This is a genomic window from Bacillus sp. MM2020_4 (assembly GCF_011250555.1).
Taxonomy (GTDB): domain Bacteria; phylum Bacillota; class Bacilli; order Bacillales; family Cytobacillaceae; genus Neobacillus.
In genome coordinates this window covers 1-22,061 of the sequence record NZ_JAANMZ010000046.1, presented here as the reverse complement: position 1 = coordinate 22,061, position 22,061 = coordinate 1, and the positions used below count along the sequence as shown (strand labels likewise).

Annotated in this window: 19 protein-coding genes; 4 read left to right on the top strand and 15 right to left on the bottom strand. The window is 42.4% G+C overall.

The annotated features are described in order from the left end of the window. Nucleotides 1-2: 2 nt before the first annotated feature. Both G6554_RS20875 and G6554_RS20870 read right to left on the bottom strand, forming a co-directional pair. Nucleotides 3-1,367 (bottom strand): methyl-accepting chemotaxis protein, encoded by a 1,365-nt coding sequence (locus G6554_RS20875; RefSeq protein WP_166245447.1) that lies wholly within the window; start codon nucleotides 1,365-1,367, stop codon nucleotides 3-5. A gap of 167 nt (nucleotides 1,368-1,534) precedes the next feature. Next, complete coding sequence (locus G6554_RS20870) at nucleotides 1,535-1,936, bottom strand: cupredoxin domain-containing protein (RefSeq protein WP_166245445.1); 402 nt, start codon at nucleotides 1,934-1,936, stop codon at nucleotides 1,535-1,537. Nucleotides 1,937-2,217: 281 nt separating this feature from the next. On the opposite strand from G6554_RS20870, the gene G6554_RS20865 reads away from it, so the two are divergent. After that, nucleotides 2,218-3,693, top strand: coding sequence for a multicopper oxidase family protein (locus G6554_RS20865; RefSeq protein ID WP_166245443.1), 1,476 nt, complete (start codon nucleotides 2,218-2,220; stop codon nucleotides 3,691-3,693). A 63-nt stretch (nucleotides 3,694-3,756) separates the two neighbouring features. Here the strand turns inward: G6554_RS20865 and G6554_RS20860 are convergent, their stop codons facing one another. The 4 genes from G6554_RS20860 to G6554_RS20845 form a co-directional block, all read right to left on the bottom strand. After that, a complete protein-coding gene (locus G6554_RS20860; RefSeq protein WP_166245441.1) occupies nucleotides 3,757-5,169 on the bottom strand; it encodes a LysM peptidoglycan-binding domain-containing protein in 1,413 nt (470 codons plus the stop codon). A gap of 134 nt (nucleotides 5,170-5,303) precedes the next feature. After that, nucleotides 5,304-6,305 carry an NAD-dependent epimerase gene (locus tag G6554_RS20855; RefSeq protein WP_166245439.1) on the bottom strand — a complete coding sequence of 334 codons (1,002 nt, stop codon included), beginning with the start codon at nucleotides 6,303-6,305 and terminating at the stop codon, nucleotides 5,304-5,306. After that, entirely contained in the window at nucleotides 6,302-7,594 is a 1,293-nt protein-coding gene (locus tag G6554_RS20850; protein ID WP_166245436.1) for a hypothetical protein, read from the bottom strand. Before G6554_RS20850 ends, G6554_RS20855 begins: the two co-directional genes overlap by 4 nt. Next, nucleotides 7,594-8,658: a glycosyltransferase gene (locus tag G6554_RS20845; protein WP_166245433.1), complete on the bottom strand. Its 1,065-nt coding sequence runs from the start codon at nucleotides 8,656-8,658 to the stop codon at nucleotides 7,594-7,596. The genes G6554_RS20850 and G6554_RS20845 overlap by 1 nt, the downstream gene beginning before the upstream one ends. A 247-nt stretch (nucleotides 8,659-8,905) precedes the next feature. Here G6554_RS20845 and G6554_RS20840 point away from each other — a divergent pair, with 247 nt between their 5' ends. Further along, a complete protein-coding gene (locus G6554_RS20840) occupies nucleotides 8,906-9,958 on the top strand; it encodes an LLM class flavin-dependent oxidoreductase (RefSeq protein WP_166245431.1) in 1,053 nt (350 codons plus the stop codon). Between the two features lie 157 nt (nucleotides 9,959-10,115). On the opposite strand, the gene G6554_RS20835 is transcribed toward G6554_RS20840, so the two are convergent. From G6554_RS20835 to G6554_RS20820, 4 genes are all read right to left on the bottom strand, one after another. Then, nucleotides 10,116-11,123 (bottom strand): FecCD family ABC transporter permease, encoded by a 1,008-nt coding sequence (locus tag G6554_RS20835; RefSeq protein WP_166245429.1) that lies wholly within the window; start codon nucleotides 11,121-11,123, stop codon nucleotides 10,116-10,118. Continuing rightward, nucleotides 11,120-12,127 (bottom strand): FecCD family ABC transporter permease, encoded by a 1,008-nt coding sequence (locus G6554_RS20830; RefSeq protein ID WP_166245427.1) that lies wholly within the window; start codon nucleotides 12,125-12,127, stop codon nucleotides 11,120-11,122. The genes G6554_RS20835 and G6554_RS20830 overlap by 4 nt, the downstream gene beginning before the upstream one ends. Before the next feature lie 69 nt (nucleotides 12,128-12,196). Then, the gene (locus tag G6554_RS20825; protein ID WP_166245424.1) at nucleotides 12,197-13,120 is read right to left on the bottom strand and encodes an iron-hydroxamate ABC transporter substrate-binding protein; all 924 of its coding nucleotides are present in this window, start codon (nucleotides 13,118-13,120) and stop codon (nucleotides 12,197-12,199) included. Beyond that, nucleotides 13,071-13,916, bottom strand: coding sequence for an ABC transporter ATP-binding protein (locus tag G6554_RS20820; protein WP_166245397.1), 846 nt, complete (start codon nucleotides 13,914-13,916; stop codon nucleotides 13,071-13,073). The genes G6554_RS20825 and G6554_RS20820 overlap by 50 nt, the downstream gene beginning before the upstream one ends. A 178-nt stretch (nucleotides 13,917-14,094) precedes the next feature. Between G6554_RS20820 and G6554_RS20815 the strand changes: the two genes are divergently transcribed. Then, the gene (locus G6554_RS20815) at nucleotides 14,095-15,147 is read left to right on the top strand and encodes an NAD(P)/FAD-dependent oxidoreductase (protein ID WP_166245472.1); all 1,053 of its coding nucleotides are present in this window, start codon (nucleotides 14,095-14,097) and stop codon (nucleotides 15,145-15,147) included. A 31-nt stretch (nucleotides 15,148-15,178) separates the two neighbouring features. On the opposite strand, the gene G6554_RS20810 is transcribed toward G6554_RS20815, so the two are convergent. From G6554_RS20810 to rluF, 5 genes are all read right to left on the bottom strand, one after another. Then, the gene (locus tag G6554_RS20810) at nucleotides 15,179-15,328 is read right to left on the bottom strand and encodes a hypothetical protein (protein ID WP_166245395.1); all 150 of its coding nucleotides are present in this window, start codon (nucleotides 15,326-15,328) and stop codon (nucleotides 15,179-15,181) included. Next, nucleotides 15,328-16,779, bottom strand: a complete 1,452-nt coding sequence (locus G6554_RS20805; RefSeq protein ID WP_166245393.1) for a carbon starvation protein A — start codon at nucleotides 16,777-16,779, stop codon at nucleotides 15,328-15,330. Before G6554_RS20805 ends, G6554_RS20810 begins: the two co-directional genes overlap by 1 nt. Nucleotides 16,780-16,938: 159 nt before the next feature. Continuing rightward, nucleotides 16,939-17,670 (bottom strand): LytTR family transcriptional regulator DNA-binding domain-containing protein, encoded by a 732-nt coding sequence (locus G6554_RS20800; RefSeq protein ID WP_166245391.1) that lies wholly within the window; start codon nucleotides 17,668-17,670, stop codon nucleotides 16,939-16,941. Continuing rightward, nucleotides 17,639-19,408, bottom strand: coding sequence for a sensor histidine kinase (locus G6554_RS20795; RefSeq protein WP_166245389.1), 1,770 nt, complete (start codon nucleotides 19,406-19,408; stop codon nucleotides 17,639-17,641). Before G6554_RS20795 ends, G6554_RS20800 begins: the two co-directional genes overlap by 32 nt. 166 nt (nucleotides 19,409-19,574) lie before the next feature. Next, complete coding sequence (gene rluF / locus G6554_RS20790) at nucleotides 19,575-20,291, bottom strand: 23S rRNA pseudouridine(2604) synthase RluF (protein WP_207342935.1); 717 nt, start codon at nucleotides 20,289-20,291, stop codon at nucleotides 19,575-19,577. A 228-nt stretch (nucleotides 20,292-20,519) separates the two neighbouring features. Here rluF and G6554_RS20785 point away from each other — a divergent pair, with 228 nt between their 5' ends. Further along, complete coding sequence (locus tag G6554_RS20785; protein WP_166245387.1) at nucleotides 20,520-21,914, top strand: L,D-transpeptidase family protein; 1,395 nt, start codon at nucleotides 20,520-20,522, stop codon at nucleotides 21,912-21,914. Nucleotides 21,915-22,061 lie beyond the last annotated feature (147 nt).

The window sequence follows — 22,061 nt, the reverse complement described above, 5'->3', positions numbered from 1 at the left end:
GCTTAAGAGGATATTTTTTTCAACTCGGTAACCAACGTCCCTGTAGCAGCATTTAATTCTTCTAATAAATGATTGATTCTATGTCTATTTCCACTATTTACTTCATGAATAATTTCCTTTGAAACTTCATGAACTCTTTTATGCGGTTCCAATAAATTTACCAGTTCATCATTCGGATTTCCATCTTTTGTTGCAGCTATATGCCGGCCTAGGGTACAAGTTGTATATTCCGGTATACTTTGTTCATCAAGCTCGACAAATCCACAAACAGCATTATAGGCTTTCCACTTCCATAATAAATGTTCAGCGGCTACAGGTATTAACATTTGAAACCCTTTAAAATCCTTAAAATAAGGAAGCGCTGTATTTCTGATGTTTTCTGCCATCTCACTAATCGTATAAATGCCTTGTCCTGTTTTCAAACAGGATTCATTGAGAAGTTGCGTCTGGTTATTAATTTCAGTTAGCTTTTCTGAAACATCTAGTGTTGCAGCAGATTGTTCCTCGACATTGGTTGTAATACTTTCAATGACCGTGCCAATTCCTTCTAAGGAATTGCCCATTTTGTCCATTGAAGTAATGGCTTGATTCATATGCACTTTACCTTGTGAAAAGACATTCACCGCCTCCGTCATTTCTTTTTCTGAGGTCCCTATTTCATTTCTAAGGCTTTTTACCATATCCTTTATATAATTAGCAGATAGTTTTGTATTATCGGCTAGCTTCTTAATCTCACTGGCCACAACAGCAAATCCTTTGCCTGCTTCCCCTGATCTTGCTGCTTCAATACTTGCGTTTAAACCAAGCAGATTTGTCTTTTTAGCTACATCATTAATAATATTGACTACATTATCAATCTCTTTCGTATCCTCTACTACTTTCTTCATCTTATCTTTTACTTTATTGATTTCTTCAAATGATTGATTAATATATTGAAAGGATTCAGTTAGGGTCTCAAGTGAAACCTTTGAAGTATGAATGGCACTCTTTGTTGTGAGTAAGGACGTTTGGGCATGATAAGAAATGTTTTCAATTGCCCGGCTCATTTCCTCGCTGCTGGCAGCCACTTCATCTACAGATATTTTTTGGAGCGAAATATGGTCTACCATCTCTTTTACATAATCCATTTGGGTAACAAACTCGATTAATTCACTATTTAATAGAAACATTTCACGTACTTGGCTTGTCTTTAATTCAAGGATCTTGTTAATAATGACTTCAAGTTCATTATTTCCATCTAAATAGGCCTTTTCCTGTGAAATGCCATCATTTACATGTATCTCATATATTCTTTCTAATTGTTTCACTAGATTTTGTGAATATTCATCTTCTTGAAGCACTTCATTATTATTGTCATAGTTTAACATTACATTCGCCCCCGTGATGATGCTCTCCATAATTAAAATCTACTTCTATTATATACCATCTTATTGGAAACTGGCAGAATAATTAAATTTCCTTACTTTTATGGCTTTAATTGGAAATAAAAAAGGACAAAGGGCATGCCCTTTGTCCTTTATCCTGTTTCGTAGACTTAGTCTATAACTTTAAGCGAAATTTTCATTCCTTCATGGTCTTCAGTAGCACCACAAACAGTAGAACATTTTAATTCATATTCCCCTGTTTTGTCTGCGGTAAATTCAGCGGGTTTGTCTGCAGTAAGGTTAATTCCTAATTCATCGTTAGTAATGGAATGAACGCCTTCTTTGTTCACTAAATTGATTTTAACTTTTTCACCCTTTTTAATAACTAACTCTTTATCTGAAGAAAACTCCCAGTTCTTCGCAGTGATGGTGAAGTCTCCTCCTGTTGCAGCTGTAGTTGTTTCAGTGGTTTTGTCTTGCTTGGCAGCGGTTTCTTCATCTGCCCCTCCGCATGCAGCCAGGCCTAAAGTTAAGGCAGCCGTAACTAATAGTAAACTAAGAATCTTCTTCATACTATTTTATCTCCCTTTTTCTGAATATGACGAAACTGATGATGGGCTTTGATATAGGCTTCTCATTGTTTGCCACTTTCATTTTAAGTCCCCCATTTATTACATTTCCTTGATGTAGGTCAAGTTTTTAGAAATATTTTAGTAAATCCATGGTTGACTGATTGTGATACCATTAAGAATGGGAATATGGATAACAAAGGGTTTTAAAGGAAGGTAGGGCATCAATGATTCTATGATGCGATACGAATTTTTGCGGAAATAGAAGGGAAGAATGAGCTAAATTGAAAACGTACAAATATATTTTTGGCTTACTGTTACTAGTAGTAGTTGTGGGACTAGCCGGCTGCCGGGATGAAAAACCAGTCACAAATGTTGGGAAGTTGCACTTTGATCATCCACTAAAAATTCCACAACTTCTCGAACCAACTATTGGAGCTGATGGGACAAAGCATTTTACCTTAACAATGCAATCGGGAACAACTGAATTCTTACCGGGGAAAAAGGCTGACACATGGGGAATCAATGGCACCTATCTTGGCTCAACTGTTAAAGTTTCGCGTGGTGACAAGGTTTCATTTGATGTAGTGAATCAGTTAGATGTGGCCTCAACCCTACACTGGCATGGAATGAAATTACCAGCAGCGATGGATGGGGGTCCGCATCAAATGATTGAAGCGGGAGAAACATGGTCGCCCAATTGGACTATTGACCAGCCGGCTGCAACTACGTGGTATCATCCACATATACATGGTAAAACAGCCCAACATGTATACCGTGGACTTGCTGGTTTGTTTTTGATAGATGATGAAGATTCCAAAAAGTTACCTTCTACTTATGGGGTTGATGATATCCCGCTGATTGTACAAGATAAATTGTTTACTAGTAATGGTCAGTTTTCAGAGAAGGATGATACCACCTTTGGTACACTAGGCAATGAAATACTTGTAAACGGAACGTATGACCCATATGTTAAAGTCACAGCAAGTCAAGTTCGTTTTCGGTTGCTTAATGCTTCAAATGCAAGAGCCTATCATTTTGGCTTTACGGATAACCGCTCGTTTCAGGTGGTAGCAAATGATGCCGGCTTGCTGGAAAAGCCGGTAACATTAGACCGAATTATGTTAAGTCCTGGGGAACGTGCGGAGATAGTGGTTAACTTTAAGCCAGGAGAGGAAACTGTTCTTCACAGTTACAGTAGTGGCAGCGGAATTGAAAATGGCGAATTCGATTTGATAAAAATGGTTGCTGCCGCAAAATTAACAGAGTCCGCGCCAATACCTGAGCCGCTTTCCAGCATTCCGCCAATAAAGGCTCCTAAGGATGCGAAGGTACGTCAATTTAAATTGACGATGAAATCCGAAATCAATGATAAAAAGATGGATATGAATCGAATTGATGAGATTGTTCCAGCGGGCACAAAGGAAATATGGGAAATCAATAACTTTGGCTGGTCACATAACTTTCATATTCATGATGCCGCATTCCGGGTATTGGATGTAAACGGCAAGAAGCCTCCAGAGTATGAAAGAGGAAGGAAGGATACCGTGTTTATTCCGAATGGTGCTACGGTCAGAATTGCTGTGGAATTTGGGGATTATCCTGATCCAAATCATCCGCTCATGTATCACTGTCATTTATTACGGCATGAGGATGATGGTATGATGGGGCAATTCTTACTAGTAGAACCAGGTACAGAATCACAAGTACCAACTACGTTGCCAAAAAGCGATACTGAATACCAACATGCTCATCATTAAAAAAGGCTGCCATATCCAATGCTAATCATTGGATATGGCAGCTTTATTTATTTTTGTTGATTTTTACATCCGTTTTTTAATCGCAAAATTGTCCTTCAATAATGCCCAGTTCTCAGGAAAAGGATAGCCCAATGCCCAGTAACTGACACCACGTAATTGATAGTCTTTGACCATATCGAACTTCGCTTGTGCGCTCCTTGCATCTTCAAACCAAACCTCGTGACCTTGTCCTTTTTCATCTACATAGCGGAAAAATGGGGACTCCGCAGTTGTGTCATATTGGATCGTTACCCCATATTTTACAGCACGGCGGATGGCTTCTTGTGGACTAAATGTCTCGGCTTCTTGGCCCTTCACATGGGGGATTAGCCAATCTCGGGCATAAATTTGAAAACCTAAAAGGATTTTTTCTGCCGGCATAACCGTTAGGGCATATTCCACTACTCTTTTCATTTGGTTAATAGGAGAAATCGCTTGTGGCGGACCAAGGCGGTACCCCCATTCATATGTCATTAGCACGACAAAGTCGGCAATTCTCCCATGTGCCTCATAATCATGTGCTTCATATAAAAGACCTGTTTGGGAACCGCCAACCTTTGGTGCAAGTGCGGTTGAGACAAAGTATCCTTTGGGATGGAGGCGATTTACTGCCAACTGGATGAATTGATTATATAACTCGCGATCCGCCGGTAAAACATTCTCAAAGTCAATGTTTAATCCCTTGTATCCTTTACTATCCATTACTTGGACAATGCTCGAGAGGATTTTTTCTCTTATTTCTGGACTTGCCAAAATAGTATGAGCTACATTTGATCCAGCTTGGGAGGAAGTGAAGTTGGTAACAGACATCATGGGGACAACATGATTTGATAATGCAGCCTTAATCATGGCCTCATCCTTCACTGGATTTAATGTTCCATCTTCGGCGATCAGATAGGCAAATGGGCTAAAGTAAGTAAGCAAATGGCCTAATTCATTAAGGGTTTGGACCGCCGCATCACTCGGTTGATACGTATAAGCATTCACTTCAATGGTTGGCTTTACCCTTGGGATAGCTAAATGCAATCCAGGATAAATAACATTTGGGTTTTCAATTTGATTTTCATCGATGATTGCCTGCACCGTGGTACCGTAGCGGCTGGCAATTTGCCATAGGGCTTCTCCGGATTGGACAATATGGGTAATCGGTGGAATAAATAGTGTTGTTCCCGGATATAAGAGATTTGGGTTTGTTAATTGGCTTGCCTGGATAATCGATTGAATCGTCACACCATATTTTTGTGCGATAGACCATAATGTTTCCCCGTATTTAACTGTGTGAGTAGTACCAGGTCTGGGAATGACGAGTGCCTGGCCAATCACTAACTGATTGGGGTTCTGTAACTCATTTGTCTTTACAATTGAATTCACCGTAACGGCATGTTGATTGGCTATTTGCCAGAGCGTATCCCCGCTTCTAACGACATGTATAATCATCCATACTCCTCCATAGGCCTTTTCATTAATGCACTATATGTATGTATGGGTGAAATGGTGTAATCCTTTAGAAGGAACGATTCTCTTGCTACCTCTGTTAACATGAAGCAAGAGAACCGTCCCCGTGTTTTTCCTTAATGATACCCTTTATACCAATCCACAAAATGTGCTAAGCCTGTTTCAATATTTGTTGCTGGGGCGTATCCAGTATCGTTTTGTAAATTTGTAATGTCCGCATAAGTTTCTTTCACATCTCCGGGTTGCATCGGTGCTAATTCTATTTTTGCCTTTTTGCCAATTAACCGTTCCAATAGTTGGATAAAGTCTAAGAGCTTTACGGGATGATGATTGCCGATATTATAAATCCGATAGGGAGCAAAGCTTGAGCCCGGATCGGGGGTTTCCCTGTCCCAATTAGGGTTTAATGTTGGAGGATGGTCAAGTAAACGGATGATTCCCTCCACAATATCATCAATATACGTAAAGTCCCGGCTCATATCCCCGTTATTAAATACCTTAATGGTATTTCCTTCGATAATATCCCTAGTAAACGAGTAATAGGCCATGTCTGGCCGACCCCACGGTCCATATACCGTGAAGAAACGAAGTCCTGTCGTTGGAAGATGATATAAATGGCTGTACGTATGTGCCATCAATTCATTTGCCTTTTTTGTAGCAGCGTATAGGCTTAACGGGTGGTCGACACTGTCCTTCGTGGAAAATGGACTCGTTGTATTTGCACCGTAAACAGAACTGGACGAGGCATATATCAGGTGCTGAACCTTATGATGCTTGCAGGCCTCTAAGATCTCCATAAACCCGACAAGGTTTGAATGAACATAGGAATGGGGTGCTGTTAGGCTGTAACGAACGCCCGCCTGAGCAGCCAAATGAATAACCGTAGTAATGGCTTTATCGGCAAAAAGCTGATAGATTTTATCACGGTCAGCCACATCGATGTGGAAAAGTTCAAACTGGGAGTTGTTTTCAACCATTTTTAGCCGATCCCTTTTTAAAGTGACATCGTAATAGTCATTTAGATTATCGATACCAACCACATGATAGCCCTTGGCTACTAGTCTATTTACTAGATGGAACCCAATAAACCCCGCTGCGCCTGTCACTAATATGCTCATTTTTTTCGACCGTGTTCTTTTTTGTGATGTTGTCCAGATCTTCGCTGGTGATCCCTTTTTCGAGGGGAAGGCTTTTTCTTGCCCTGTTCCTTCCCTTTATTGCGACCTGTATTCCCTTTCGTTTCTGGATTTGTCAGTGGAATCGGTGTTTTTGTCCATTCGGCATAGGTGTCAGGGTCGAGGACCTTTACGTGTTCAAGAAAGGAGTCTAAAAAGCCCCTTTCGTGCAGGTTTTGAAATAGCTCAAGGGGTCTATCCTGTTCTCGAGAGAAGGAATACACATGATCAACCATTTTAAATCCTGTATTGGTCACAATAATATGCCTTAATGGGGCGTCAATTTGCTTAAATCCTGATTCTTTCTGAGTGTTTAAAATGTGCAGCAATTGTTTGGTGATATTCTCGGAAAGAGAGGTTTGTTTTTTTAGAAATGTATTTAAATCAGGTCCCAGCAGGTATTCCATGACAATATAATTGGGGCCTGTTTCATAAACCTTGGGAATAAAGGATAGGGCTTGAGTAGATAATAGCACCTCTTGCTCCTGCATAGCATTTTCCGGTTTACCGTATATTTTCACACATTTGTCCTCCGCTATCCGATAAACGGCACCTTGATGACCCTTCCCAATAAGTGGTTGTGTGACGGCACTTTCTACCTTTACCCCTTCCCCTGATCCACCAGAAGTGACGGGAATATTTTTATAATCAAGACTGTTTTCGCGAAAATATGTCTCCCATTCAGCGAATGTCTCCGGTTCAAGCTTTTGTACGTGGGCTAAGAAGGATTCCTTTAATAGAATGATGTTCAAATCTCTTAATAATTTTAGTGGGACCGGATGGATTCGTTTGAAGGCATTTACATGGTCAATCACTTTAAGCTCTTCATTTTCTAGGACAAAAATATGTCGAAGCGGGGCGTCCACCATTGTGAACTGTGCCGCTCTCATTTCTTTTAAAATAGCAAGCAATTTCGTTGCAATCGATTCAGGGATATAGGTGCAATTTCTTAGATACTCCTTTAACGTTGGCGCGTTAAAGTAGTCCATAACGATATAGTTAGAGCCTGTTTTATATACCTTTGGGAAAAAGGATAAATGCTTTCCTGCCTGGAGGGCTTCTGCCTCCATTTTTGCCTGCAGCGGGTCGTTGTAAATTTTCACACATGTATCCTCTGAGAGTTTAAAGACAGCCCCTTGTGCGCCCATCCCAATCAGCGGATAGTTCGTAGGGTTATCAATCTCTAAGGTTTTTACCCCTTTGGTCACTTTAATGGATGTAAAGTCCTTCATCACGATCCCCCTAAAAGTTCGTCATAATAGTTGGCTTGCAGTAAAAGCTGCCTTTTAAGATCAAATGCTTGTTCAATTTTCCTCCGGGCTGCCAGTGAATACCTGCGCCACAGACTTCTATTCGTTAACATAAATTCAAGGGCAGCAGCTAATTCGTCAATGTTATTCTCTTTTACTAGATAACCTTCTTTGTTATGGGTGACCAGCTCCGGGATGCCCGCATGTGTCGTTGAGATAACGGGAACACCGGTAGCCATTGCTTCCTTTAATGTATTTGGAATGCCTTCTACATCGCCATTCGCTGCTTCTAAGCTGGCAGCGCAAAACAAATCAGACTGGATCAAATGCTCTCTGACTTTTTCTTTAGGAAGATGATTTAATAGACGAAAGGAATCGCCTAATCCCAACTGCTTAGCCAAATTTTTCAGTTCCTCTTCTAGTTCACCCCGGCCGATAATGGTCAGCGTAGCATTTGGAAATGTATCTCTAATCCTATGAAAGGCTTGCATTAAAACATGGTGTCCCTTTTTCTCTACTAATCTTCCAATTGATAAAATATTTTGGGTTGTGTTTCTTGTTTGAGGGGAGCGATATTTATATTGGCTAAGGTCCACACCGCCATAGAGCACTTTGATTTTTTCTGCCGGGCAGCCCCATGCCATTATCCTATTCGCTAAATATTGACAAACGGGAAAAAAACAGTCGCCTTGATCAAATAACATTTTCATGTTTTCTAAATAACCCACTGGCTGATTGGCAAGGGTGGCATCCCTGCCGCGAATACTAGTGACTAATGGTAGATTTACAGCCCTTTTAAAAGGGAGTAAAAGAATGCCTAATTGACCGTGGTGAGCGTGTAAAAGGGAAATATTATGCTTTTCGACAAAATCCTTTGCTGAAAAAATCTTATTAAGATAATAGACCTTTTCGTTCAAGAGTGAGAGGTCAACCATGTACTTTGGCTGCCGTACCAAATGAATATAATCATACCCTGGAACCTCACGAATCTGAGAGATATATTGGGTCGGGTCAACCCTTAAATTAAGATGGATTGCTGTGCGCAAATAAAACTTCTCCTTTCAATCATGGTGGACAAACTCGCTTTGTTTTCCAAATATGGTATGCAGAAGCACTAAAAAAGCTTGGACAAATTACCAGGTAAGCAACTTGAAATTAGCGGAATAAACCCTCAAAATAAAGGGAAAGGAAGCAGGGGATGCAGGGGACGGTTCTCATGCCTCAATGGTAATGACTAGCGGTCAATTGAAGCGGAAGAGCCGTCCCTTGCTTCAGTTCAAGGAGGAATTGCGAATGGAAATAGGTGTGAGTACGTTTGTTGAGACGACGCCGGATGTACAAACTGGAGAGGTGAAGGGTCATGCCGTTAGGCTGCGTGAGGTAGTGGAGGAAATTATTCTTGCTGATCAAGTAGGATTGGATGTCTTTGGTGTTGGCGAACACCATCGCAAGGATTATGCGGCATCATCTCCCGCGATTGTCCTGGCTGCAGCGGCACCACAGACGAAACGAATCCGGCTGACGAGCGCGGTCACGGTGCTTTCGTCAGCTGATCCGGTGCGGGTATTCCAAGATTTCGCTACACTTGATGCCGTATCAAATGGGCGTGCAGAGATAATGGCAGGCAGGGGATCGTTTATCGAGTCATTCCCGTTGTTTGGTTATGATTTAAATGACTATAATGAGCTATTTGATGAAAAGCTGGAGTTGTTGTTAAAAATACGAGAATCTGAGAAGGTGACCTGGAGGGGCGGTCACCGGCCAGCCATTGATAATCTAGGCATCTATCCTAGACCGGTGCAGGATCCCTTGCCGGTATGGATTGGCAGCGGCGGGACACCACAATCTGTCATTCGTGCGGGAATGCTTGGATTGCCGCTTGTCTTAGCGATAATTGGAGGAAGTCCGCTGCAGTTTGCTCAGCATGTCAATCTCTATAAAAGAGCAGCCGCGCAGGCAGGCCATGACGTAACGAAGCTGCCGATTGCCTCCCATTCCCATGGCTTCATTGCCGCGGATAATGAGACGGCGGCAAATCAATTTTTTCCTTCTACCCAGCAAGCCATGAACGTGCTTGGACGGGAACGTGGCTGGGGGCATTATGACCGCTCAAGTTTTGATGCAGCCAGAAGTTTTGAAGGAGCATTGTATGTTGGTGACCCTGAAACCGTTGCGGCGAAAATCATTCATCTTCGTAAAAACGTTGGTATTACCCGTTTTATGCTGCATGTGCCTGTTGGCTCGATGCCGCATGAAGAAGTAATGAAGGCGATTGAACTGCTGGGAACCGAAGTCGCACCAAGGGTTCGGCAGGAAGTCGCTAAGTGGGAAACGGAGCAATTTTAGGCCCTTTGAATCGATAGTGATTTGACTGATTGAGCTTATTGAATGATAATTTGGTAAATGAAACGTGCTTCCGTTAACTGTTTGTGCCCCCTGTTATTCAGATACACAAAATCCCTGAACATCGTATGATATTCAAGGGATTTTGTTATTTCAAGCGTTATTTTTTCAAAAATAAATACATAAAATACGGTGCACCAATTAAGGCAACCATGATTCCTGCGGAAATCCCACTAGGCTCAACGAGATTATGCCCGATGGTGTCTGCCGCTAATAAGAGCCAGCCCCCAATGAGTATGGCAAGGGGGATAAATAGTTGATTTCGCGGTCCTACTAATGCCTTCGCCATATGCGGGGCCATTAACCCGATAAAGGAAATTCCCCCAGTAACCGAAACGGCTGCTGCTGCAAGGGCAACCGCTGTTAACAATAAGACAATCCGTTCCTTTTCAATGGATACTCCTACACCAACGGCAACTGGTTCACTTAAGCCTAGAAGATTCAAGCGATTGGCTTTGTATAATGTAAAGGGAATCAGAACAACTAACCATGGTAGAAGTGCCCAGATAAACGGCCAATCGGTGCCCCAAATATTCCCCGCCAGCCATTTCGCAATAAAATCTACCTTTTGCCGATCAGCAGATGAAATCAGGACAATCATTACCCCAGAAAGAGCTAAGGCAAAGCCAATCCCGACCAAGACTAATTTGACTGGCGAGAGTCCTGTCTTTCGATCATAGGAGAACAAATAGATCAGGCAGGCAGTAAGCACCGCGCCAATGAAGGCAACAAGCGGGAGCATATAGAGAAATGAACCGGGCTCAATCGGGAAGAACAAAAAGAAAACGGCAATTGCCACACCCGCGCCAGAGTTAATGCCAATAATTCCTGGGTCGGCTAGATCATTTCGAGTGATTCCTTGTAAGATGGCCCCAGATAAAGCCAACGCCATCCCTGCCAACAACGTCACAAGCATGCGAGGTAAACGGATTGAAAATAAAACAAATTCCTCTTTAAATGTCCCCTGTCCCAAAAGGGTTGGGATCAGCCTATCATAGGATAGGGCGGAATAGCCCAAGCCCATCCCAATCACAGTAGTAATGAGAATGAGCATAACCAATACACAGACAAGGATTCGTTGTTTTCTACGTAAAGAAGGCTGGATCATGAGAATGTGTGCCCTCCTTTACGGACAATGATGAGGAAAAAAGGTAATCCTAATGTAGCTACAATTGCTACTACAGGTGTTTCATATGGAGCATGGATGGTGCGGCCAACTGTATCCGCAAATAGCATAAAGGTAGCGCCTGTGATGGCGGACATCGGAATAATAAACCGGTAGTCTGTTCCCACTATCGCCCTAACAATATGCGGTACCATTAAACCGATGAAGGCCATATTGCCAACAAGGGCAACAGAAGCACCAGCCAGGAGAATAATCACGATAAACAGGATGGTTTTGATCTTCCTTGTGTTTTGGCCTAATCCAACAGCCACTTCTTCACTTAAACTAAGAATGGTGAGCTGTCGTGACAGCAGAAGCGAAATGAGTATTCCGATGACAATAAAAGGAACAATAACGGAAAGCTGTTTCCACGTAGTCCCAATCATACCACCTGCCGTCCACATCGAGATGTTTTTGGATAGTTTGAAATAAATGCCAACGCCATCGGCGATTGCATAAAGAAAGGCGGAAACTGCAGCCCCTGCTAAGACAATCCGAAGAGGGGAAAAGCCGCCCCTTTTGATGGCGCCAATACCAAAGACCATCAGTGTTCCCGCCGCCGCCCCAATAAAGCAGGCAATGGTAAGGACGAAATAATTTGCTGAAGGGATTAGGGCTAGTGCAATCGCAAGTGCCGCATTGGCCCCAGCTGTTAATCCAAGAATACCGGGATCGGCCAGCGGATTTCGTGTGAGACCTTGCATAATCGCTCCGGACACCGCAAGTGCCGCCCCTACAAAAATAGCCGCGACTTCCCTCGGAATGCGGATCTCTCGGAGCATTAAAGTGGTATCACTTTTTACGTTGGACGTAAGCGCGAGCCAGACATCCTTGACAGTTGTCTCTGCTGCTCCGAAAACACAAGCAGCGATAAACATACAAACAAAAAGAACCAGACCGGCCAACATCTTGTAGATAAAGGAAATTGAATGTTTTTCTTTTGTCATCAGTCGCTCATCTTTTCTTTCCTAGTATGGGGGAAGAGGAATTCCTCCATCAGAATTCCTCTTGGCTAGTTATTCGTTACCTAAAAATGACTTTTTGAAAAATTCCAGTTGTTTATCAAGTGTAACCGGATCGCTGAAGGAGGCGCCATTGCCTTCCATGACAAAAACATGATTGTTTTTAACGGCCGGAATATTTTTGTACGACTCTGTTTCCTGGAAGGCTGTGTCAGCATCTGAATACTTACTCAATATCACATAATCGCCGGCATATTCAGGAAGCACCTCGGCAGAAAGGGTATAATAGCCGGATTTCAATGCCATTTCTTTTACTTTTTCCGGCATTTTCAAATTCATTGCCTGATATAAAATTTCTGTTCCGCGTGCCCAGTTGTTTCCGAATACATATAAATCTTTATCGTAGGCTTCCATTACCGAGACAGTGGCATCTTCGCCAATTTTTGCGCGAATTTCTTTCCCAGCCTCATCTGCACGGGCTTTAAAATCATCTACCCAAGCTTGCGCTTCTTTTTCCTTATTGACGAGCTTACCAATTTCAACGTGCTGTGTTAAGTAATCAACTTTGCCCCATGTATAGGTAACAGTCGGAGCAATTTCTTTTAATTTATCAAGATTTTTAATATTATCTAAGCCAATGATTAAATCTGGTTCTAATTCAATAATTTTTTCTAGGTTTTCATCTGATACTTCAGCCACATCTTTTAATTCCTTTTTAAACGTTGGATTATTCTTCGACCAAACGTCTACGCCCACCACATGAATGCCTAAATCAAGTACATTTCCAGTGAAACCAGAAAGCAGGATGACGCGTTTTGGGTGTGCGGGTACTTCCACAGGGCCAGTTTGCGATTGATATGTAACCATTTTTGGCTGATCATCTTTTGTTGATTTTTCTTTCGTACTGGCAGAATCATTACTGCAGGCACTAATAATTAACACTAACAGCAGGATAAATGGGAATAGCAACTTTTTCATTTTTCTTTTCTCCCTTTAGTAGGTTATAGGTGATGCACATCGGCTTGTTTGTCCGTGGATCTCTGCCAATCTGCGCATCGATCTGGAACACCTTTTTCAAGACATCATGTGTCATGACTTCCTCACAATCACCGGCTTTGACGATTTGTCCGTCTTTTAAAGCGATGAGATAGTCAGCGAAACGAGCCGCCTGGTTTAAGTCATGAAGAACCATGACAATCGTGCGTTCCTGTTCAATGTTTAGTTTTTGCAAAAGCTCCAGTACCTCGAGCTGATGGGCCATATCTAAATAGGTCGTTGGTTCGTCAAGAAAGATGATTTCTGTTTCTTGGGCAAGCGCCATCGCGATCCAAACCCGCTGTCGCTGGCCTCCTGATAGGGCATCTACAGGCCGAAACTTAAAGTCAGTAATTCCTGTCACTTCAAGGGCCCAATCAATGACTTCCACATCCTTTTTTGTTAAGCGCCCGAACCCTTTTTGATAGGGGAATCTGCCGTAAGAAACAAGTTCCGCAACCGTTAATCCGCTTGCACTCTCTGGTGTTTGCGGTAGAATGGCCATTTTTTTAGCGAGAATTTTTGTATTTTCCTTCGAGATATTCTTCCCATCCAACACAATCGTTCCGGATTGCTGGGGAATAATGCGCGTAATCGCCTTCAATAATGTGGACTTTCCGCAGCCATTTGAACCGATGATCGTGGTGATTTTCCGGTCAGGTATTTTTACACTGAGATTTTTAACAATTAACCGTTCCCCATAGCCGATGTTTAAGTCATTTGTATAGAGGCGAACCATGTTTAACCTCCTTTTTAAAAAAAATAATTGATAATGATTATCAGTATCGATTACTTAAAATATAATAGGCTATTTTCATTGTGTCAATATTTTTTTTATTGAAAAAGGAAACTGAACAGTGTATATTTTAGTTGAGAATGATAATCAATTACATTTGGCTACTGGGGAGTGTTCTGAAATGGGGCAGCAGGAAGTATTTGATGTGACGGTGATTGGCGGCGGGCCAGCTGGGCTGTATTCCACTTTTTACAGTGGACTTAGAGAGATGAAGACAAAGCTGATTGAATTCCAGCCGCAGCTTGGCGGAAAGCTTCATGTCTATCCTGAGAAAATGATTTGGGATGTAGGGGGGCAAACGCCCATCCCGGGAGCAATGTTAATGGAACAGCTTATTGTCCAAGGATTAACGTTTAATCCAACAGTCGTTTTAAATGAAAAAGTGGAGTCGATCTTACTGAATGAGGATGGAATCTTTGTCTTGCAAGGTGCCACCGGCCAAAGGCATTTTTCAAAAACAGTCATAGTCGCCATTGGCAGCGGCATATTGAAACCGCAAAAGTTGGAGATTGACGGGGCAGAGCGGTTTGAGGTAGCTAACTTACATTACACAGTGAAGTCATTAAAACAGTTCAAGGATAAGACGGTGGTCATTTCAGGCGGGGGAAATACGGCTATCGATTGGGCAAATGAATTAGAATCCATTGCGAAAAAGGTGTATGTTGCCTATCGGAAAGAGTCGTTTAAAGGTCATGAAGCACATGCCTCCCAGTTGTGTAACAGTTCTGCCCATTGTTTATTTAATACATCGATTACACGACTCATAGCGTCAGTGAGCCATGAGGAGATCGAAAGCGTGGAATTGACGAATCATGAAACAGATGAGGTTTTCTATTTACCGATTGATGAAGTGATTATTAATCATGGATATGAACAGGATGCGGCGTTACTAAAAAATAGTGACTTACATATTGCGTTGGCCGATGATTATTATATTGCCGGTAATGCGGTAAGCGAATCTTCGGTAGAGGGACTTTATGCTGCTGGGGACATCCTCATGTACGATGGAAAAGTACAGTTAATTGCCGGGGCATTTCAGGACGCAGCAAATGCTGTTAATAAAGCAAAACAATTCATTCAGCCTGATGCGCCAAAAGCCGGAATGGTTTCTTCCCATCATGAATTATTTAAACAGCGGAATAAAGAAATAGTGAAGCAAATGATGAACAAATAAAGAGTGCACGCCGGGTAAGCGTGCACTCTTTCTATAGACAGAGGGCGACGATTATAACACCCACTGTCACGATACTAATAACGACTTTTCCAACGATTGGAACGGAATCCTTGCCATTCTTGTTGAGCTGTTTTTCCTTTTCAAGTGCAGCCTTGCGATATTCTGGATTGCAGCAGCCCATTAGGCTACCCGATTCCAGTTTGAAATATCATCTTCAAGTGGAAGGTTATTGGCCCGTGCCTTTTTAGCAGCTCTAAAGAAGAGAGCGGTAAGGACGATAGTTCCAATGAAGCCGCCAATCCATGAAGTGGTCATCGATAAGCGGAATCCAATTTGGGCATTTAAAATATAGGTAATCACCATGACGAGCATAAAGACACCCGGAATCAGCGGAACAAAGTAGTTTTTCTTAGCGATATTCAAGTACATGGCGCCAACAAACAAGGCAATAACCGCCGTTGATTGGTTGGCCCAGCTGAAATATCTCCAAAGAATATTAAAATCCATCTGGGTCAGCACTGCTGAAATTACAAATAATGGTACAGCGATCCAGAGGCGGCTGGATAATTTCTGTTGGGCAATGTTCAGATATTCAGCAATAATCATCCGTGCGCTTCGGAATGCAGTATCTCCAGATGTAATAGGTAATACGATGACGCCAAGGACGGCAAGCGTTCCACCAATGGCACCAAGGAGGGTTGTCGATGCCTCACTGACGACTGCTCCAGGTCCGCCGGCTGCTAAAATATCATTTAAGCCATTGTAACCATGGAAAAGGCTCATTCCTGCTGCAGCCCAAATCATGGCAATGACACCTTCTGCAATCATCATGCCATAGAAAATTTTACGACCTTGTTTTTCATTCTGAGTGGTACGGGAAATGATTGGTGTTTGGGTCGCATGGAATCCGGAAAGCGCACCACAGGAAATTGTGAAAAATAGTAATGGGAAAACTGGTGCGTTAGCAGGGTGGAAGTTTTTTAATGAAAGTTCCGGAATGGGTGCACCGGTAACAACTAAACCGATTCCTACTCCAAGGGCGCTGATCAACAGTAATGCGCCAAAGTATGGATAAAGACGGCCAATAATTTTGTCAACGGGCATAAGTGTAGCTAAAATATAATAAACAAAAATGGCACCAATAATAACGAAAAGGGCAACCTTTCCGTCCATTAACACATTAAGCAAGGCAGCAGGTGTGGTCACAAACACGGTTCCTACTAATAAAAGAAGTAAAACAGCGAAACCATTGACGACATGCTTCATGATTTTCCCCAAAAACCTGCTGGCTAGCTCCGGTAAATGGGCCCCGCGGTTCCGAATAGAAATCATCCCTGTTAAATAATCATGAACCGCTCCGGCGAAAATACAGCCGATGACAATCCAGATAAAAGCAACAGGCCCGTAAAGTGCACCTAAAATAGGGCCGAAAACAGGTCCTGTTCCAGCAATATTGAGGAGCTGAATCAAAGAATTCTTTTTCGTGCTCATTGGAAGATAGTCAACACCATCGTTATTGACATAGGCGGGCGTCGCCCTGTCTTCCTTTATACCAAATAATTTTTCTACAAATTTGCCGTACGTGAAATAACCAATAATTAAAAGAGCAATTCCTGCTAGAAAAGTATACACACTTTCTCCTCCTTTTTTATAAATGAATGCGGTTACATAAATCAAGTATATAAGAGAAAAAGAGCAGCAGGGCGGACTTAGGTGTGAAAGGTAGAAATATGGAATTAACATGTTACTAGAGTGGTTTAAAATGCAGAAGATTAATAATAGTCTGGAGGGTTATATTTCCAGCCTCACTCTTAATGCCTTTACATAATTTCTGCTGACCGACAACATTTCCTTCCTTCCCTCAATATGCAGCTGATAGGCGCCATTGAACCACGGGGTCAGTCTGTTGACATATTCCAGGTTGACGAGAAAGCTTTTATGGATGCGAAAAAAACCAAAGCTTTGGAGCCGGTTTTCCAAATCCTTGAGCGGCATTTTTGTATCATATTCGTTGTGTTTTGTTATCAGCCTTGTCCATTTATCATCCCGAACAATATAAAGGATCTCTATTGGGTCGAGGTAAAGGATTTCTCCGGCCGCTTCAACCGCAAGCTTTCCAGTCTGTTTTTCCGGCTCGGATTCCTTAGAAGCGCTGAGATGTTTTAGAATCCGATTGATGGTTTCGTGTAATTGATCTTGGTCATAGGGCTTTAGTAAGTAGTCAACGACATCATAGCGAAATGCCTCGACAGCAAATTGCGGATAGGCTGTGGCAAAAACGACTAATGGAGCATGTTTGAGTTCCTTAAAAGCTTTTGCAGTGTTCATCCCGTTCATCTTTGGCATTTCCACGTCCAGGAAGACCACATCAGGTTGCAATTGGAGGGCCTTCATAATGGCGTCTTCCCCGGATTCAGCTTCGCCAACGATCTGAATGGATGGAAATGCCGATAATAAATGCTTTAGTTCATCCCTGCTATATAGTTCATCATCAACAATAAGCGTTTTGATTGGTTGTACCACTTTGTTCCACCTCCATATATGGAATTGAAAAGGAAATTCGTGTCCCCTGATTGAGTTCACTTTTTATCATCAGTGCGGCACCCTCACCGAACATAAATGCTAGCCTTCGATTCACGTTGTAAAGTGCCAGCCCGCTTCCAGAGATAGAATCAATCGGAGTTTGGCAGATTTGGCCTACTCTTTCTTTACTCATCCCACTTCCGTTATCTTCAACAGTTACAATGGTTGCTTGATTTTCTTTATGAATGCTTATTTTAACAAGGCAGTTGCGCTCCATATCCTTGATCCCATGTTTAATGGCATTTTCAACAATGGGCTGCAAGGTGAGTGGGGGGATGTTCTGTGAAAGGATACTTTCCTCCACCTCATAAATCACTTTTAATTTATGAACAAAGCGAACTTCCTCAATGGCCAAATAGGCTTTTACATGCTGTAATTCCTGTTCAAGTGTCGTCATCCTCTGGGTGGTGACGGATAGATTCTGTCGTAAAAAGTGAGACAGGGAGACAAGTAGTTTCCTAGCCTTCTCGGGATCGATTCGGACAAGCGAAAGGATGGTATTAAGTGAATTAAAGAGAAAGTGCGGGCTAATTTGTGCTTGGAGTGCCTTTATTTCTGCTTCCTTTGCAAGTTGATAGGCCTTGTCCGCCTCGGCAATTTCAAGCTGGTTGCTTAACAGTGAGCATAAGCCTGAAATGAGTTCCATAATAACCGGGTTTATTTCCTTTTCGGAACGGAAATAGAATTTCAACGTCCCAATCGTACTCCCGCGTAGTTTTAACGGGGCAATAACGACGGCATCGAGTGGGCAGTCCTTTATACGGCAATGAATCGATTGCTGTGCAGCGACAATCATTTCCCCTTTTCTGATTGCATCCCTGGTTATTTGTGTCTGGATGGGACTTTCTGAACGGTGATGCTCGTATCCGAGCCCAACATGGGCCAATATTTCCGATAAATTTGTCATCGCCACAGCACTGGTATTGAGCTCATTGTGAAGAATATGGCAAACTACCTTTGCTGATGCGGTATTAAGTCCATTTCTGAGATAGGCTAAGGTTTTGTCGGCAATTCTTAAGGTTTTTTGGGCTTGCAGGGCACCGGCTTTTTCCTCCTCATTAATCACGCTTTTAATGATTAACAGGAATAGGGCGCAGCCAAGGCCGTTTGCGGAAATCATCGGCATACCAATGATTTCAACTAAACCCCAGGCCTTTTCAAAGGGCTTTGAGATTAATAGAATCAAGAGCATTTGAATGGATTCAGCAAGCGCACCAATCAGAAAGGCAGAGCGAAGTTTGACATGCTTGCCCTTTCGATGGAACAGGCCTGATAGCAAGCCCGTAAGGATTGTTGCCAGTCCGCAGGAAATGGCTGTGAATCCTCCAAGTGTGAAGCGGTGGATGCCGGCAATTAAACCAGCGCCAAGCCCAACCCTATAGCCGCCAAGGAGGCCGGCTAATACGACACCAATGACACGGGAGTTGGCAATGGCCTCATCGGAATGAAGTGTAGAGGTCCAGCGGTTAAACTGAAGACTGTCGGTACTAAGAGTCAGTCCTGAATAGGTACCAATAATCCCAAAGAAGCCAAAGAAAATAATCGCAATCAACTGCTGCCTGCCATTTAGTTCATCCCGATAAATCATACCCCGGAAGAATTGAAGCCTTGTTAACACAAACGCAATCGTCACGAGGATCCCCAACCGCTCCACCATCGTTACCAACAATTCCAACATGGAAATCCCCCCAATGGTGCCTGTCACCATTATTACTACAACCATATCCAAAACTTAATTTAATTTTACCAATATTCTAACCGTTCGGGGTACTGTTTTTTCTGCTTAAATGAAAGAGAGGCTGAGCCGAAACAGTTGTTTGTCTCGGCTCAGCCTCTCTCGCCTATTACCATTCTTTTGGTTGGTATTGTAATTCTGTAAATAGCTGCTGTTTTTCTTTCTTTGATAAGTCCCGCCATTGTCCAATAGGTAGGTTGCCTAAATGGATATTCATAATCCGAGTTCGCTGCAGCCGGACTACCTCATACCCTAGTGCAGAACACATTCGGCGGATTTGCCGGTTCAGCCCCTGGGTTAAGATGATTTGGAAAATATTTTTCGACAGCTGTGTTACTTTGCAGGGGAGTGTTTTCGTATTTAATATTTCCACTCCTGCGGCCATTTGTTTTAGAAAATCAGTCGTAATCGGCTTGTCCACTGTAACAATATATTCCTTTTCATGCTTGTTTTCCGCCCGGAGAATTTCATTAACAATATCCCCGTCATTCGTCAACAGAATGAGGCCATCTGAGTCCTTATCCAAGCGTCCAATATGGAAAATCCGCAATGGATGATTAATGAAATCAACAATATTCCCTTTTACATGCCGTTCCGTTGTGCTCGTTATACCTACGGGTTTATTTAAAGCAATGTAAACATAATTGTTAGAGACGTTGACAAGGCTGCCATCAATGCGGACCATGTCCCCAGGCTCTACCTGACTGCCAATTTGCGCCACTTTCCCATTAATCGTGACTCTTCCTTCAGTAATTAATTTATCCGCTCCCCGTCTTGAGGACTTCCCAGACTCGCTAATAAACTTATTAATTCGTATCATAACCACAACCTTAAAGTGCATAATCGTATGATTAAGAATACCGCAACCGCCTCCTGAATATCAAGTAGTGGTGCCTGACACCCTTTCTACTACCCTCATGTCGAAAACTAATGACCTTCGACTTACATTGTTTTAAAGGATTCCAAAATATCACAATAATCTCGCCGAAATATGACTGAATTTTCTGGAGTAAAATGTTACTTTAGGTGTAATACCATAATTGGAGAGATGGCGATGAAAAAAGTAACCGCTGTTATTATTGTATTCATGAGTTTCCTTTTCTTTTCAAGCCAGACCGATGCAAGCGGCAGCCAATTGATTATTATTAACAAAAAAACGAATACCCTTGCTTTTTATGATGGAGGGACCTTGGTTATAACATTTAGAGTAGCTACCGGAAGGCAGGCCTCATTTACCCCGGAAGGGACATTTAAAATTGTGAATAAGATAAAGAATCGGCCTTATTATACGAAGAATATTCCCGGCGGAGACCCCCGTAATCCCCTTGGCGACCGCTGGATGGGACTTGAGGCAAGAGGGACTTATGGTACTACGTACGGGATTCATGGCAATAGTAATGAAGGTTCGATTGGCGGATATGTTAGTGCTGGCTGTGTTAGAATGCATAATCAAGAAATACGTTGGCTTTTCGATCAGGTTCAGGTTTACACAAAGGTCGTCATTACCCGTTCCGACAACAGCTTTGATGCGATCGCCCAGGCTAGTGGATATATAGTTACAGTACCTGCAAGTGCCGGAAGTACAAACGGTATCATTCCTGTGCAAAACGGCTGGGTCCAAAATGGCAACAAAAAGTATTATTACGAGAATGGAGCCGTGAAGAAAGGCTGGCAAACTATAAGTGGAAAAAAATATTTCTTTGATGGGTCCGGTGTAATGAAGACTGGTTGGCTGTCCATTGAGGGGAAAAAGTATTACCTTAATAACAAAGGTGTGATGACAACGGGATGGTTAACAGCAGATGGGAAAAAGTATTATTTTGATGCCGGTGGTGCCATGAACACAGGCTGGTTGGAAGAGAACGGGAACAAATACTTCTTCAATGCGGATGGGGCTATGAACACAGGCTGGTTAGATGATGGAGAGAACAAGTACTTCTTTGATGCTAATGGAGTGATGAAAAGTGGTTGGCTGGACGAGGGTGGAAACAAGTATTATCTGGATTCAGTAGGCGTTTTGAAAACAGGTTGGCTCGATGATGGTGGAAAGAGGTACTTCTTTGATGAGACTGGAGCCATGAATATTGGCTGGTTAGAGGTTACGGGCCAGAGGTATTATTTCGATACCACGGGGGCAATGAAAACCAATTGGGTTGAAGACAGCGGCAAGTGGTATTATTTTGACCAGACAGGGGTGATGAACACAGGTTGGATTAACGATCAGGGTAAATGGTTCTATCTAAATTCGAGTGGTTTCATGGATCCCCCTTTGGCAGCCGTTCATTTTCCGAATGATAACAAACCAGATTGGGTAGATGATTCTTTGGGAAAATACTTCCAAAACAACTCAGGTGCCCTTGTTACAAGCTGGATTAAATACGAAAATAATTGGTACTATCTTTATATAAATAAAGAAATGGCTAAGAGTTCATTGATAGGAAGTCATTAAAATCTTTCATACAAAAAGCCAGCCTTTAGTTGGATATAGGCTGGCTTTTTCATGATTAACTAAAAATAGATAAATATGTTTTATTGATAGTTTGCTTGATAAGCAGTATTGGCAGATTAATGTATACAAGATTGTAGACATGTATAC